Annotated in this window: 9 protein-coding genes; 5 read left to right on the forward strand and 4 right to left on the reverse strand. The window is 64.1% G+C overall.

Annotated elements, in window-relative coordinates; genetic code table 11:
* Positions 1-9 precede the first annotated feature (9 nt).
* A complete protein-coding gene (locus PQ457_RS21165) occupies positions 10-2,955 on the reverse strand; it encodes a TonB-dependent receptor domain-containing protein (protein WP_273619776.1) in 2,946 nt (981 codons plus the stop codon).
* Positions 2,956-3,107: 152 nt separating this feature from the next.
* On the opposite strand from PQ457_RS21165, the gene PQ457_RS21170 reads away from it, so the two are divergent.
* The gene (locus tag PQ457_RS21170; protein WP_273619777.1) at positions 3,108-4,241 is read left to right on the forward strand and encodes a hypothetical protein; all 1,134 of its coding nucleotides are present in this window, start codon (positions 3,108-3,110) and stop codon (positions 4,239-4,241) included.
* 129 nt (positions 4,242-4,370) lie between these two features.
* Here PQ457_RS21170 and PQ457_RS21175 read toward each other — a convergent pair whose 3' ends face one another.
* Positions 4,371-5,033 (reverse strand): superoxide dismutase, encoded by a 663-nt coding sequence (locus PQ457_RS21175; RefSeq protein ID WP_420541023.1) that lies wholly within the window; start codon positions 5,031-5,033, stop codon positions 4,371-4,373.
* Between the two features lie 61 nt (positions 5,034-5,094).
* Positions 5,095-6,399, reverse strand: a complete 1,305-nt coding sequence (gene chrA, locus PQ457_RS21180; protein ID WP_273619779.1) for a chromate efflux transporter — start codon at positions 6,397-6,399, stop codon at positions 5,095-5,097.
* 153 nt (positions 6,400-6,552) lie between these two features.
* Here chrA and PQ457_RS21185 point away from each other — a divergent pair, with 153 nt between their 5' ends.
* The 3 genes from PQ457_RS21185 to PQ457_RS21195 all read left to right on the forward strand — a co-directional run bounded on the left by PQ457_RS21185 (position 6,553) and on the right by PQ457_RS21195 (position 12,078).
* Complete coding sequence (locus tag PQ457_RS21185) at positions 6,553-7,062, forward strand: SRPBCC family protein (RefSeq protein WP_273619780.1); 510 nt, start codon at positions 6,553-6,555, stop codon at positions 7,060-7,062.
* Positions 7,063-7,126: 64 nt separating this feature from the next.
* On the forward strand, positions 7,127-9,685 hold the full coding sequence (mgtA, locus tag PQ457_RS21190) for a magnesium-translocating P-type ATPase (protein WP_273619781.1): 2,559 nt from the start codon (positions 7,127-7,129) through the stop codon (positions 9,683-9,685).
* Positions 9,686-9,918: 233 nt separating this feature from the next.
* Positions 9,919-12,078, forward strand: coding sequence for a TonB-dependent receptor (locus tag PQ457_RS21195; protein ID WP_273619782.1), 2,160 nt, complete (start codon positions 9,919-9,921; stop codon positions 12,076-12,078).
* 35 nt (positions 12,079-12,113) lie between these two features.
* Here the strand turns inward: PQ457_RS21195 and PQ457_RS21200 are convergent, their stop codons facing one another.
* Positions 12,114-12,572: an Lrp/AsnC family transcriptional regulator gene (locus PQ457_RS21200; RefSeq protein WP_273619783.1), complete on the reverse strand. Its 459-nt coding sequence runs from the start codon at positions 12,570-12,572 to the stop codon at positions 12,114-12,116.
* A gap of 135 nt (positions 12,573-12,707) precedes the next feature.
* Between PQ457_RS21200 and putA the strand changes: the two genes are divergently transcribed.
* On the forward strand, positions 12,708-16,211 hold the full coding sequence (gene putA, locus PQ457_RS21205) for a bifunctional proline dehydrogenase/L-glutamate gamma-semialdehyde dehydrogenase PutA (protein ID WP_273619784.1): 3,504 nt from the start codon (positions 12,708-12,710) through the stop codon (positions 16,209-16,211).
* The last annotated feature ends 3 nt before the right edge of the window (positions 16,212-16,214 follow it).

Consider the following 16,214-nt stretch of genomic DNA (forward strand, 5'->3'; position numbering starts at 1 on the left):
GCCCCATCATCACATGGCCAGTTTCAGACCGATATAGAACGAACGCCCGATGGCATCATAAAGCGCCGTATCCGTGCCGTTCTGCGAGCTGGCGACATAGGGCAGGCTCTTGTCGAACAGGTTGTTCACGCCCGCGCGCAGTTCAAAGTTCTTGTTCACCTTGACCGAGCCGAACAGATCCCACAGCTGGTAAACACCCACGCCGACCTGCGTGTTGGCGGGGGTCAGCACTGCGCTCGTGTCCTTCATCCCGCTCTGATAGCGCCAGCGCAGGCCCGCGCCGAACACGTCATTCTTGATGCCGAACGTGGTCAGCGCACGCCATTCCGGCGTTGCGCGCGGCGGCACCGATCCGGGGTTCGACCCGCCGACGCTGACGCCGGTGTAATCGAGGAAAGCAGCGCCCGGCAGCAATTGCACCTTATAGGCATGGAGCCAGCCGATCGCGGTGTCGATATAGACCTTGCCGCCCGCGCCCAGCTTCGAGGCGCGCGTGCCCCAGTGGATCTGGGCCTCGATGCCATCGGTCTTGACCGCGCCCAGATTGAGATAGGGCGTCGACACGGTCAGCAATTGTCCGGTCGAGCTGTCACGCGAAATCAGCTGGCAATAGGGGTTGTTGGTGGCATAGCCGGGGTTCGAACCATCCAGATTGTAGCATTTCGACAGCACGGTCAGGCCAGGCACCGAGGAAATCACGTTCTTGATGTTGATGTTGTAATAATCGACCGACAGCGACAGTTCCGCAAGCGGCCCCCTCTGGAACGGCGAGTTGAGCACGATGCCGATATTATAGGTATCGGCCGTTTCCGGCGTCACGCCCGAATTGCCCGCCACGGTCTGGCCGGTCGCGGTGGTTGGGAACTGATAGCTCGATAGCAGCGCAGAGGGCACGCCCTGCGCGGCGCAGAGCGTGGCGACCTGCGCGCCATTGGCCCCGGTGCGCGCCGTCGAGCGCACATCGCAGGGGTCGCCAAGCGAGGAGGGCGGCGTGCCGATGACCAGCTGCGAACCCGAAGGCGGCGAGAAGAGTTCGCCAATGTTGGGCGCACGCACCGCGCGCTGATACGAACCGCGCACCAACAGGTTGCGCAGCGGGCGCCAACGCGCATCGGCCTCATAGGATTTGACCGAGCCGGTCACCGAATAATCGGAAATGCGGCCCGCAGCGCCCACCGCCAGCTCCTGCGCCCAAGGCTTGTCGGCCAGCAGCGGAATGTCGATCTGGGCGGCGAATTCCTTCACCGAAATCGCGCGCTTGGGTACACCGATGGTGGCGGTAAAGCCTTCGACATTGGCGCCGGGCGCCCATCCGCTCAGCGCCGTCATGTCGGTGTCGGGGGTGAAGGAATAGGTGTTGCGGCGATAGTCAGCCACCAGCGCGATCTGCGCCGGGCCCGCGCCCAGATCAAACAGCGAGCCGTTGACCTGACCCTGAACCTGCGTCTGGCTCAGGCGTTCCTGGCTGAACGTGTCCTTGGTGATATAGGTGCGGCAGGCCGCCGAGAGCGAGCGCGCATTGGCATCGCCAAACGGATTGAACCCGCCCGCGCAGATCGAATTGCCGCCATCGGCCGCGTTGAGCAGCGTCTGCACCCGGCTTTTCAGCACGGCATTATGCATGATCTGATTATGGACCGACTGATCATAGGACGCGTAAACGTCAAAGCTCCAGCCGCCGCCGATCTGGCCCTTCAAGCCGGCCAGATATTGCTGGACCTGATAGTTTTCATCCCAGTTCTTCCACGGAACGCCCACATAGCGCGCGTTCCAGTTGAAATTGGCCGTCGGATTGGCACGCGAGGCAAGGATCGTGCGCAGATCGGTGGGGATGAAGGGGTTGGACACCGGAATGGTGGTCAGCGTCGGGAACTGGGTCAGGCTGCCGCCGCTGTTGGTGTTGACCGACAGATCGACGAACATGAACTGGCCATAGGCGGTCAGGCTGGGGGTCAGCTCGAAATCGCCCTTGATAAAGGCGGTCTTGCGGTCCAGCGCGTTGAGCAGATTGCCCTGCTGGCCCACCGGCATACGCACATTGTTGCCCACCAGCGCATAGCCGTTGGTGCCGTTGGCACCCTTGTAATTCTGCGCCCCGTTCTGGAAAAACAGCGTGCCGTCATTGTTGAAGCCAAGGTTGGCCAACTGATAATTGGCTGGCAGGCTGGTCACGCCATAGCCGGCGAAGATGCCTTGAACCACGGCGGGGTTGGGCGTGTTGCTGGCGCTGGGCACAAAGGTGCCGGTGCCGATATAGGACGAGGGCACCTTGTCCATGAAGAAGGGGCGCGAATTGTTCGCAACCGGGTCCTGCTTGGCATAGCTGAAGGCGGCGATCAGATGGCCGCGATCATCGGCAAATTTGGTGCCCAGCGCCAGCGAGGCGTTGAACTTGAACGCGTCGCCCTGCTGGCTGATCGAGTTCATGATGTCGGCCTTGATGCCTTCGAAATTGCGGATGGTCTTGAAATTGACCACGCCCGACATGGCGTCCGAGCCATAAACCGCCGAGGCGCCCCCGGTGATCGCATCGACGCTGGAAATGATCGCATCGGGCAGGATATTGACGTCAACATTGCCGTTGATGTCCGACACCGGCAGGCGATGCCCATCAAGCAGCACGAGGTTGCGGTTGGTGCCAAGCCCGTGCAGGTTGATCGAGGCGCGACCGCCACCGCCCTGACCACCGGTGGCCGCATTGCCGCCCACGGTAAAGCTGGGCACCTGATTGAGCGCGTCCTGAAGCGTGGCGGCGCCCGATTCCTTGATCGTTGCCTCGCCCACCGAAACGATGGGGCTGACGGCGGTGTTGTTGGGCCGCTTGATGAGTGAGCCGGTGACGACGATTTCCTGCGCCTTGGCCGCATCGTCGGCCGCCATCGCGGGCGTGCAGAAGCCCGCCGAAAGGCCAATCAGGCTGGCGGATACAATAAGACTCTTTCTGGCGTATGACATCTGGCACCCCTCCCGTTCGCGCCTCTTTGAAGCGTTGAAGGGTCGGATAGAAAAGCTGCTGGCCAAGGTCAATCAAATATGAAACTAACCGTTTCGTTACCTAAAATATGTGATCGCAAAGACACACGGGCGCCGCGCTGGAGAACGGACAGATGACGCTGAAATTAAGACGCCGGAAACTCGCGCAAGCCATGGCCACCGGCCTGTTATCGGCCGTCTTTTTCACCGCCGCGCCGCTGCCCGCCCGCGCCGAGAATGCCGCGCCCGACGCCTGCGCCCCGGATGAGGAATTGGCCTATGTCTGCGGCGCGCAAAGGCCTGAGGACATCGTCGCCCTGCCCGACACGCGCTGGCTGATCGCCAGCGGCTTTGCCAAAGGGGCGGGGTTGAAGCTGATCGATTCGGCGGCGCGGCGCATGGAATTCTGGTACAAGGGCGGCCCCGACCAGATCGCCCCCGACACGCGCGCCTATCCCCATTGCCCCGGCCCGCCCGATCCGGCGCTGCTCAATGATCGCGGACTTAATCTGCGCGCCGTGGGGCGGAATCGCTGGCGTCTGCTGGTGGTCAATCACGGCGGGCGGGAATCGATCGAGGTCTTTGAGATCAGCACCGCCGCCGACCGCCCCGGCCTGCAATGGCGCGGCTGCATCCCCATGCCCACAGGACAGGTCGGCAACAGCGTCACCAGCTTTGCCGACGGCCAGATTCTGACGACTGTGCTGACGCGCCCCGGCACCAGCATCGCCGATTTCGTGCTGGGCCGCGACACAGGCGCCGTATGGTCATGGCGCCCCGGAGAGCCCGCGTTCCACGAGATGCCCGGCACCGCCCTGCCCGGCAACAACGGCATCGAGAGCGACCCCGACGAGCGCCATTTCTACACCATCGCCTTTGGCCAGCATGCCGTCGCGGTGTTTGACCGGAACGATCCGCGCGGGCCGGTACGCCGCATCGTCGCACCCGATTTCATGCCCGACAATATCCATTGGACCGCCGGGCGCCTGCTGCTGGCCGGCATGCGCTATGACGAACCGGCCTGCGGGGGGCTGCGCAAGGTGGTCGATGGGGTGGCCGACCCGATGCTCTGTCCGCGCGGCTGGATCGTGGGCGAGGTCGATCTGGCGCAGGGGCGGATCGCCACCATTGCCTATGGCACTCCGCGTCGGGATTTCAACGGCCTGTCCGCCGCCGCGATCATGGGGCGCGAATTGTGGCTCGGCTCGTTTCAGGCGGAGCGCATCGCCATAGCCCCCCTGCCCGCGCCCGGAAAGGTCGCGCCCTAGATCGCCGTGCGGTCGCGCTTTGGCTTTTTGTGTACCATACAGTTCGCCAATACCAGAGCGCGCCCGAACGCCGATAAGCTTTCCGGGCGCCGCCCCCTATCGGCCGACGCCCGACCTGTCGGCTGAGGCTCAGCCCCTGACGGCCGCCCGATAGCGCGCATCGACCACGCCCCAGTCGATATTATGCATGAAGGCATCGACATATTTGGCCGCCGCCGCGCCGTAATCGATGGCAAAGGCATGCTCATACATATCGAGCACCAGCAAGGGCGTGCCTGTCACCGGCCCGTTGGTGTGATCCCATGCCCAGTAATTATGCAGCGACCGGGTGTACTGGTTCCACGCCAGAATGCACCAGCCCGACCCTCCGGCAAGCGCCATGGCGGTGCGGCGGAATTCGGCCTCCCAAGCCTCGAAACTGCCGTGGCTCTTGGCCAGAGCCTCGCGGATGGCGCCCTTGGCCACGCCATCGCCGCCCAATTGCTCGAAATAGAGTTCATGCAGGATGACCGAGCCGGTGCGGTGCAGTTCCTCACGTTTCAGATCGCCATAGATGACTGGCGGCAGATCCTTGTCCGCCATCGCGGCGGCAAGACGGCCCTCGACCATGTTGAGCGCTTTGACCGAGCCTTGATAATTGTTTTCCCAATGCGAGCGGATCAGCTTTTCCGACAGGCCGGTCAGTTTCGTCGCATCAAAGCCCAACGGTTTGGGGGCATGCCCCCCGGCAAAGGCCGGAGCCGGGGCGACGCCTTGCGCGGCCGCCTCGATGGGCGCGGCGGCCGCAGCCATACCCAGCGCGATACTGCCCAGAGCATTACGGCGCGAAATGTCAGTCATGGTCATCCTCCTTTTATGAGATTTGCGCAAGCAGCCAGCCACCAACAGCGGCACCGGCCAGAACAGGGATCACATTCCATTTGCGGCCGATCACCGCCCAGCCGGAAAGGGCAGCGATCAGCCCTGCCCGCCAATCGAAACTGGCCGGAACAGGCAGGCTGAAGCCCGGCCAGACCGGGCGCAGGTCGTGAAACAAGACCTGCAAAGCGAACCAGGCCGAAAGATTGGCGACCACGCCCACAATCGCCGATGTCACCAGCGCCAGCGCGCCTTTGAGCAATTGCGCGCGCTCCAGCCGCTCGATCCACGGGGCCAGCGCAAAGACCCATAGAAAACAGGGCGCAAAGGTCACCCAAGTGGTCAGCCCCGCCCCCAGCAGCCCCGCGACCAGCGGCGTAAAGGGAGCAGGGCTGCGAAATGCCGCCAGATAGCCGACGAATTGCGTCACCATGATCAGCGGCCCCGGCGTCGTTTCGGCCAGCCCCAGCCCATCGGCCATTTCGGCAGCGGTCAGCCAATGCTGGGCCGAAACCGCCTGCTGCGCCATATAGGCCAGCACCGCATAGGCCCCGCCAAAGGTCACCACCGCCAGTTTGGAAAAGAACACCCCCACGCGCCACAACACATGATCGCGCCCCAGCAGCGCCAGAACCGCCGCCATCGGCGCGGCCCAAGCAAGCGCGCCGATCAGCACCGCACGGGCGCTGTATCCCCATGGGCGCGGCGTATCGGGGGCCGCCGCCGCCTCGCCCGTCAGCCCCAGCAGGGCCGGACGCCAGCGCGCCGCGATCCAGCCGACCGCTCCCGCCCCGATCACCACCAGCGGAAAGGGCGCGTTGAACAGGAACAGCGCGAGAAAGGACACCAAAGCCGCCCCTTTACGGAAATCGGTGCCCAGCGCGCGGCCCGCAAGGCGCAGCACCGCCCCCGCCACAATCGCCAGCACCGCCGCCTTGATGCCCAGAAACAGCGCGGCAAACCACGCCAGATGCGCCGCCGCACCGTAAAGCATCGAGAGCGCCAGAATGACCAGCGCGCCGGGAATGACAAACAGCAGCCCCGCCGCCAGCCCGCCGCGAATGCCATGCAGTTTCCACCCGATCCAGATCGCCAGTTGCTGCGCCTCGGGTCCGGGCAGGAGATGGCAGAAATTGAGCGCGTGGAGATATTGGTCCTCGCTGATCCAGCCGCGATCCTCGACCAGTTCGCGGTGCATCAGCGCGATCTGGCCCGCAGGCCCGCCAAAGCTGAGACAGCCGATGCGCGCCGATACGCGCAGCAATTCGCCAAAATCAGGGTGTTGCAAAGAGGCCGTCATCTTGCGTCCAATACCTTTCCGCCCGCAAAGGCAGGCCGGATAAGGCAACACTTGGGCTGACGCCTGACCGGGAGGTTGCTTTATCCCGGTATGCCCAGCATTAATCCCGCCACGCAGGCATAGCAACAGCTTTGACGCGCAACCGGAGTGGGAATGATGAAAGCATATGCCATGTGGATGGCCGCCGGGATGGCGGTGTTGGGCGCCCCGGCGATGGCGGAAACGCCCGCCTATCAAACCATCCATCTCGAACAGGATGTCGCCCGTCCGGCCGCGCAGGTCTGGGCGCGGATCGGCAGGTTTTGCGATATTGGCGAATGGCTCCATGTGCCCTGCCGTTTGGTTGCGGGCAAGGATGGCGAAGTGGGCGCGGTGCGCGATCTCAACAATGGCCGCATGATCGAGGTCATCGTCGGGCGGACCGACCTGTCCTATGCCTATGCGATGCCCGACGGCATGCTCGAGGGGCAAGGCTTCTATCACGGCAATCTGGCGGTGGTGCCGGTGACGAAATCCACCTCGCGGATTGTCTATTCGATCCTTTATCTGGACAAGGGCGCAGGCGATGAAGCGGGCATCAGGGAGCGACGCGAAAAGCGCGAGCAGCGCTTTGGCGAGGCTCTCAAAACCATGAAGGCGTTGAGCGAAGCCAAGCCGCGATAAGTGATTGCGGCCAAACGGATGCTGGCGTAGCGCTGCACGCGCAACATGCGAAAAGGCCGAGCGTATGACCGATGGGCTGCTTGATCTGGCAAGAATGGATGAAGCGGCGCTCTATCGCCATTTCGACAGTTCGTCGGGCGGCCTGACACAGCAGGCGGCGCAGGAGAAGCTGGACAGTATCGGCCCCAACCGGATCGCCGATGATGTCCGCCTCTCGGTCCTGCGCGAGATCCTGAGCCGGTTGATGACGCCGCTCAACGGGCTGCTGCTGGGGCTGGCGGTCACATCATGGGCGCTGTCGGATTACCGCTCGGCCATTGTCATTGCCATCATGGTGCTGCTCAGCGTGGGGCTGGGCTATGTTCAGGAGCATCGCTCGAGCATGGCCGCCGCGCGTTTGAAGCGCATGGTGCAGGTTCATGCCAGCGTGAAGCGCGCCACGTCCGATTTTGCTGAAATGCCGCTCGAAGTGCTGGTGCCGGGCGATATCGTGCGTCTGGCGGCGGGCGATCTGATCCCGGCGGATCTGCGGTTGCTGCGCGCCCATGACCTCCATGTCAACGAAAGCTCGCTGACCGGCGAAGCGATGCCGGTGGAAAAGCGCAGTTCGCCCGATGCCGATGCCGCCGCGCCCTTTGACGCGCCCAACCTGTGCTTCATGGGATCGAGCGTGGTCAGCGGTTTTGCCGAGGGGATCATCCTGAAAACCGGCCGCGCCACCTATTTCGGCGAAGTGGCCAAACAGATCGTGGGCGCCGACACCACCACCAGTTTCGATCGCGGGCTTAACCAGTTTGTCGCGCTGATGCTGCGTTTCATGGCGGTGCTGGTGCCTTTGGTGTTCATCATCAATGGCGTGACCAAGCATAACTGGCTGGAGGCTTTGTTCTTTGCCGTTGCGGTGGCGGTGGGGCTGGCGCCCGAAATGCTGCCGATGGTGGTGACGATGAATCTGGCGCGCGGGGCGATTGCCATGTCGCGCAAACAGGCCATCGTCAAACGGTTGAACGCGATCCAGAATTTCGGCGCGATGGATGTGCTGTGCACCGACAAGACCGGCACGCTGACGCAGGACCGGGTGGTGCTGAAGCTGCATCTGGATGTTGACGGCCGCGATAACCGCGATGTGCTGGCCTATGCCTGGCTCAACAGCCGGTTTGAAAGCGGGTTGCGCAATCTGATGGACGAGGCGATCCTCGAACATGGGGGGCAGGAAGAGCATCCGATCTCGGCGGGCGATTATGCCAAGCTGGACGAATTGCCCTTCGATTTCATGCGCCGCCGCGTTTCGGTGGTGGTGCGCCGCCCGGACGGAGAGGCGCTGCTGGTATGCAAGGGGGCGGTCGAGGAGGTGCTGGGCATCTGCACCCTGTTCCGCAAGGGCGAGGAGGTGATGCCCTTTGCCGGGCCCCAAGCCGAGGCGATCCATGCCGTGGCCCAAGGGCTGAACCGCGACGGTTTCCGCGTGCTGGCCATTGCCTGTCGCACCATGCCCGCGCTGGCCGAGGGGCAATATTCGGTCGAGGACGAGCGCGACCTGACGCTGATCGGCTTTGTCGCCTTTCTCGATCCGCCCAAGGAAACCGCAGGCCCGGCGATTGCCGATCTGCAAAAGGCGGGCATCACGGTCAAGGTGCTGACCGGCGACAATGATCTGGTCACGGCCAAGATCTGTCGCGATGTCGGGCTGGACGTCGGCCAATTGCTGCTGGGCCGCCAGATCGAGGCAATGAGCGATGCCGAATTGGCAGCGCAAGCCGAGATCACACAGGTCTTTGCCAAGGTTTCGCCCACGCAAAAGGCCCGCATCATCGCCGCGCTTCAGGCCAATGGCCATGTCGTGGGCTTTCTGGGCGACGGGATCAACGATGGCCCTGCGCTCAAGGCGGCCGATGTCGGGATCTCGGTCGATACGGCGGTGGATATCGCCAAGGAATCGGCCGACATCATCCTGCTGGAAAAGAGCCTTGCCGTGCTGGGCGATGGCGTGACCGAGGGGCGGCGGGTCTTTGCCAATATCATCAAATATATCCGCATGGGCGCCAGCTCGAATTTCGGCAATATGTTCAGCGTTCTGGGCGCCTCGATCCTGCTGCCCTTTTTGCCTATGGCCCCCTTGCAGGTGCTGACCAACAATCTGCTCTATGACTTTTCGCAGACCACCATTCCCACCGACAATGTGGACCCCGAATATCTGGCCACGCCGCGCCGCTGGGAAATCGGCAATATCGCGCGCTTCATGCTGTTTATCGGGCCGATGAGTTCGATCTTCGATTATGCTACCTATTTCACCATGCTTTTCATCTTTAACGCATGGCATGATCCGGCATTGTTCCAGACCGGCTGGTTCGTGGAATCGCTGCTCACGCAAACGCTGATCATCCATATCATCCGCACCGCGCGCATCCCCTTCCTGCAAAGCCGCGCCAGCAATGCGCTGATCGCCACCACGCTGATCATCTGCGCAATCGGGGTGGCGCTGCCCTTCTCGCCGCTGGGGGCCGCGCTGGGGTTCAAGCCGCTGCCTGCGCTCTACTGGCCGATACTGGCGGGTTTCCTGCTGGCCTATGGCGCGCTGACCCATATGGTAAAGGTCTGGTTCTTCCGCCGCTGGGGCGGATGAAGCCTTGGCGGAATATCCGATATCCATATGAGAGTTACGCCTTTGTGACGGGGCGCCTGTAACCGCCCTGTAACGCGCGACCAACGGTAATGAACTTGCACCCGGCCGCGGGCTGATGATGCTCGAAGTGCGGCTCCTGCCAAGGCGGAGCTGTCTCCCCCGCCTCGGCCATCACGCCCGGCGCACTTCGGCGCGGCGACCAAGAAGGCCCCGGAAATTCGAGAGCCGACGCCATGATTTTGCGCCCACCCGCCCCCTTCCCCGCCTCGCGCCTGCTCCTGCTCCTGCTCCTGCTGGCAGGCGTATGCACCATGGCCATCGCGGCGCCTGCCTCCGCCGAGGAAGACCGAACCATCATCGTCACCGCCTCGCGCAGCGAAATGCTCGGAAAGGCCGAAACCGCCAGTCAAGGCTCGATCAGCCAGACCGAGGTGGCGCTGCGCCCGATCTATCGCGCCGCGCAATTGTTCGAAAGCATCCCCGGCCTTGTCGTCACCACCCATTCGGGCGAGGGCAAGGCGCCCTATTACCTGATCCGGGGCTATGCGCTGGATCATGGCACCGATTTTGCCAATTTCATCGACGATATGCCCGTCAATCGCGGCACCAATGCCCATGGTCAGGGCTATTCGGATCTGGGCTTTCTGATGCCCCAGACGGTGGCGGGCATCGATTATACGAAAGGCCCCTATTACGCCGGTGTGGGCGATTTCGGCTCGGTCGCCTCGGCGCGCACGCGGCTGCTGAATGAAGCCCCGGCCCAGATCGCCGCCACGGTCGGCACTGATGGCTATCAGGAAGTGCAAGGCATAGGAACTTTGCGCTTGGGCCAGCAGCAGCGGTTGCTGGGCGCGTTTCAACTGAGCCACTATGACGGGCCGTGGCAGCCGGGGCAGAATTTCCGCAAGGTCAACGCCATGCTGCGCTACAGCCAGGGCACCGCGCAGGACGGCTTCACCCTGACCGCCATGGCCTATGCCAGCGAGGGGCGGCTGTCCACCGACCAGCCGCAACGCGCGGTCGAGGCAGGTCTGATCGGCCGCTATGGCACATTGGACCCCAGCGATTACAGCCGCTCGCAACGCTACAGCCTGTCGGCCCATATCGAAAAGCCTCTGGGCGCGGGCCAGTTTGCCGCCAGCCTCTATGCGATCCGATCGACGATGACGCTGTGGAACAATTTCACCCACTATCTTTATGATCCCGTCAACGGCGACCAGCAGGCCCAGCATGAGGCGCGCACGGTGCTGGGCGGAAGGGCGAGCTATGCGCTCAAGGCACCCGTGCTGGGGCTGAACACCGAAACCGTGTGGGGGGCGCAGGTCCGCTATGACAGCGCGCTGGTCGACCGGCGCCATACGCGGGGGCGCGATACGATCCTGCCCGACTGCTTTGCAAAGCAGGAGGATGGCAGCATTCTGAATTACAATGCCGTCAACGGCAATTGCAACGCCGACAGGGTGCATATCCTGATGCTCTCGCCCTATGTTCAGACCACATTGCGCTGGACTGACTGGCTGCGCACGGTGGGCGGGATCCGGCTGGATTACACGCGAGCCGATGATGTCAGCCATGTTACCGGCACCAGCGGGCGCGGCCATCAGTTCCTCTGGCAACCCAAGGCCAGCCTGATCCTTGGCCCATGGGCGAAAACCGAGTTCTATTTCAGCGCGGGGCGCGGGTTCCACTCCAACGATGTGCGCGGCGTATTCGGCACCGTGCCCACACAGGGGGTGCCGCTGGCGGCGGGGGGCACGCCCTTGCTGGCCTCGACCACGGGGATGGAGGTGGGGATGCGCAGCAACATCATCGCGCGCCTGAGCCTTCAGATGGCCGCATTCCAGCAGGATTTCGGCTCGGAACTGCGTTATAACGCCGACACCGGCCAAAACGAGGCGGGCGCCCCCAGCCGCCGTCAGGGCATCGAGATTTCCGCGCAATATCGTCCGGTTCACTGGCTGGAACTGAACAGCGATCTCGCCTTTGCGCGGCCGCGCTATCGCGGGGCCAATCTGGCCGCTTTTGGCATTGCCCAGCCCTATATCGCCGACGCCCCCAATTTCACCTATTCGGCAGGCGCGCTGGTCAATGGGCTGGGGCCGTGGTCGGGTTCGCTGCAATGGCGGCGGCTGGGCACGCATTCGCTGGCCGATGGACAGCTTGACCCGCGCGACGGCGGCTACAGCGAATGGAACATCGACGTCACCTATGCTCTGGCGGGCGGATGGAAGGCGCAGGTCAGCCTGTTCAACATCTTCAACAGCCGCAGCGATTCGGCCACCTATTACTACACCTCGCGCCTGCTGGGCGAACCGGCCGAGGGCGTCGAGGGCTATCACGCCCATCCGCTCGAACCCCGATCGGCCCGTTTCACCATTCGCAGAGAATTTTAACGCGCCCCCAAAAGGTCAGGAAAGGATCGCCTTGTTCACCCGCCCTGATCGACGATGGTTTCCATCACCACAAAGGTCGATGTGCTGGCCACATGGGGCAGGCTGGAGATCTTTTCGCCCAGCACGGCGCGATAGGCGGTGATGTCGGCGGTGCGGACCTTGAGCAGATAGTCGAAATGGCTGGCCAGCATGTGGCATTCCTCGACCTCCTCGACCTGCAGAACCGCGCGGCGGAAGGCTTCGAGCGCCTTTTCGCGGGTGTCGGACAGTTTGACCTCGGCAAAGGCGATATGCCCCATGCCCAGCCGCACCGGGTCGATCACCGCGCGAAAGCCGCGAATATAGCCCTCCTCGACCAGCCGTTTCAGGCGGATCTGGCAAGGCGTCTTGGACAGGCCGACCCGCCGCGACAATTCGGCCACCGTCATGCGCGCATCGACGCGCAATTCCTCGATCATCCTGCGGTCGATCTGGTCGATCGGGCTATTGTCCATCGCGGATCTCCATCATCGGCCTAAATTGTACCCCATCTTTATCCGATTGGCATGCCATGATAGGCTGCTTTGGTCGAAACGCCTAGACACGATGCGATAGGCTTGCCCCGTCCACCCCATGACGGAAATGCGCCGATGACCGATGCTCCCTTTGCCCATTTTGTCCCCGCTCTGGCTGCGTCATCGCCCCTGCGCCGCGTAATCACCGATGCCGCGCGCCGGGCCGAGGGTGACTGCATCGCCGCGCTGATTGATGCTGCCACCGCGCCCGAGGCGATGCAGGGCGCGATTGCCGAAACGGCGCGTGCGCTGGTTGCGGCCCTTCGCGCCAAGGGGCAGCGCGGGGGCGTGGAAAGTCTGGTCAAGGAATATGCGCTGTCCAGTCAGGAGGGCGTGGCGCTGATGTGTCTGGCCGAGGCGCTGCTGCGCATTCCCGACAATGCCACGCGCGACGCGCTGATCCGCGACAAGATCGCGCGGGGCGATTGGCAGGCGCATCTGGGCGCGGGGCGCAAATTGTTCGTCAATGCCGCCACTTGGGGCCTGATCGTCACCGGGCGGCTGGTGGGGGCCAACAGCGAGCGCTCGCTGGGCGCGGCGCTGACGCGGCTGATCGCGCGGGCGGGCGAGCCGCTGATCCGGCGCGGGGTCGATATGGCGATGGAATTGATGGGCGAGCAATTCGTCACCGGCGAAACGATTGACGAAGCCCTGAAGCGCGCCCGCCGTCTGGAGGCGCAAGGCTTTGCCTACAGCTATGACATGCTGGGCGAGGCCGCGACCACGGCAGCCGATGCGGCGCGCTATATGCGCGATTATGAAAACGCCCTGCACGCCATCGGCAAGGCGGCATCCGGGCGCGGCCCCTATGCCGGGCCGGGCATTTCGATCAAGCTTTCCGCGCTCCACCCCCGCTATGCCCGCGCCCAGCTAGGCCGGGTGATGGACGAACTCCTGCCCCGTGTCCGGGCGCTGGCCATGCTGGCGCGCGATTATGACATCGGCCTCAATATCGACGCCGAGGAGGCAGACCGGCTGGAAATCAGCCTCGACATTCTCGAAGCCCTCGCGCTCGATTCCGAACTGGCCGGGTGGCGCGGGCTGGGCTTTGTGGTTCAGGCCTATGGCAAGCGGTGCCCCCATGTCATCGACTGGATCATTGATCTGGCGCGCCGCACCCAACAAACGGCCAAACGGCGGATCATGGTGCGGTTGGTCAAGGGCGCCTATTGGGACAGCGAGATCAAGAAGGCGCAGGTCGATGGGCAGGCCGATTTCCCGGTCTTTACCCGCAAGGTTCATACCGATGTGTCCTATATCGCCTGCGCGCGGCGGTTGCTGGAGGCGCGCGATGCGGTCTTTCCCCAATTCGCCACCCATAATGCCCAGACTTTGGCCACGATTTACCATCTGGCCGGACCGGATTTCACGCCCGGCGATTGGGAATTCCAATGCCTGCACGGCATGGGCGAGCCGCTCTACGAAGAGGTCGTGGGCGCGGGCAAACTGAACCGCCCCTGCCGGATCTATGCCCCGGTGGGGACGCATGAGACCTTGCTGGCCTATCTGGTGCGGCGCCTGCTGGAAAACGGCGCCAATTCCTCCTTCGTCCACCGGATCTGGGATGAAAGCCTGAGCCCCCATGATCTGGCGCAGGCACCCGCCGACGAGGCGCGCCGGATCGAGCCTTTCGGATCAACTCATCCGGCGGTGGTCCTGCCCGCGCGGCTTTATGGGCAAAGGCGCAATTCCTCTGGCCTCGATCTGGCCAGTGAAAGCGTGCTGGCCGCCCTATCGCGGGTTTTGCAGGCCAGCGCAGGTCGGGAATGGCGCGCCGGGCCGATGGTCCCCGGCCTGTCCGTGATCCGCCCGCCGCAGGATGTGCGCAATCCCGCCGACCGGCGCGACCTTGTGGGACAAGTCAGCCTGACACTGGAGCGCGATGTGCCGCTGGCCTTTGCCAATGCGGCCCGCGCGGCGGCGGGCTGGCGCGAAACGCCCCCTGCGCAAAGGGCCGCGATGCTGAAGCGCGCCGCCGATCTGCTGGAAGGGCAGATCGGCGTGCTGATCGGCCTTGTCATCCGCGAGGCTGGAAAATCCGCCGCCAATGCCGTGGCCGAAATCCGCGAGGCGGTCGATTTTCTGCGCTACTATGCCGATCAGGCGCGCGCGACGCTGAACGAGGCCCATACGCCCATCGGCCCGGTGGTCTGCATCTCGCCATGGAATTTCCCGCTGGCGATCTTTGTCGGGCAAATCGCCGCCGCGCTGGCCGCAGGCAATCCCGTGCTGGCCAAACCGGCCGAGGAAACCCCGCTGATCGCGGCGCAGGCGGTGTCGATCCTGCATCAGGCGGGTGTGCCCTTGGGGGCGCTGCAAATGCTGACCGGGGCGGGCGAGATCGGCGCGGCATTGGTCGCCCACCCTGATGTGGCGGGCGTGCTGTTCACCGGATCGACGCAGGTGGCAAAGCTTATCCAGCGCGAATTGGCGCGCCATGACGGGCCACCCCCGGTGCTGATCGCGGAAACGGGCGGGCAGAACGCGATGATCGTCGATTCCTCGGCGCTGGCCGAGCAGGTGACGGGCGATGTCCTCTCCTCGGCCTTCGACAGCGCGGGGCAGCGCTGCTCGGCGCTGCGCATCCTGTGCCTTCAGGAGGATATTGCCGGACGGCAACTGGCGATGCTGAAAGGGGCCTTGGGCGAATTGCGCGTGGGCAACCCGGATCGCCTCTCCACCGACATCGGCCCGGTCATCACCGATGAGGCCCGCACCGCGATTGCCGTCCATATCGAGCGCCTGCGCGCCGATGGATGCAAGGTCTGGCAGGCGCCATTGGGCGAGGAGACAGGCCATGGCAGTTTCATCGCCCCGACGATCATCGAAATCGACGATATCGCCCAAATCGGCGGCGAGGTATTCGGCCCGGTCCTCCATGTCCTGCGCTATGCGCGCGGGGATCTGGGCGCGGTGGTCAAGGCAATCAATGGCACCGGCTATGGCCTGACCTTCGGCCTGCACACGCGGCTGGACGAGACCATCGCCGAGGTGACGGGGGCGATTGCGGCGGGCAACATCTATGTCAACCGCAACACGATCGGCGCGGTGGTGGGGGTCCAGCCCTTTGGCGGGCGCGGGCTGTCGGGCACCGGGCCCAAGGCGGGCGGGCCGCTCTATCTGGGGCGGCTGGTGCGGGCGAGGCCCGCGCTTGACCTGCCTCTGGACTGGGCGGGCGAATTGCCGGGCCCCGTGGGCGAACGCAACCTCTACCGCCTCCATCCGCGCGGGCGCGTGCTGGCCGCCGCGCATAGCCATCGGGGCATGGCGGCCCAATTGGAGGCGACGCGCAACACCGGCAATACGGCGGATCTGCTCTGGCTGGACAAAGGGCCGTCGCCGCAGGGCGCGATTGCGGCCCTGCCCACGACCAATCCCTATGGCGCGATCCTGATTGAGCCGGGGCCGCAAGCCCATGACCTGATGCTGCAGATTGCCGCGATGGAAGGGCCGATCCCGCTGGTCCAGCAGGCCGATGAAGATGGCCGTTACCGCCTCGACTGGCTGGTCGAGGAGCAGACCGTCTCGATCAACACCGCTGCGGCGGGGGGCAATGCCGCGCTGATGGCGCAGGTTTGACAA

Source organism: Novosphingobium humi, assembly GCF_028607105.1.
GTDB classification, from domain to species: domain Bacteria; phylum Pseudomonadota; class Alphaproteobacteria; order Sphingomonadales; family Sphingomonadaceae; genus Novosphingobium; species Novosphingobium humi.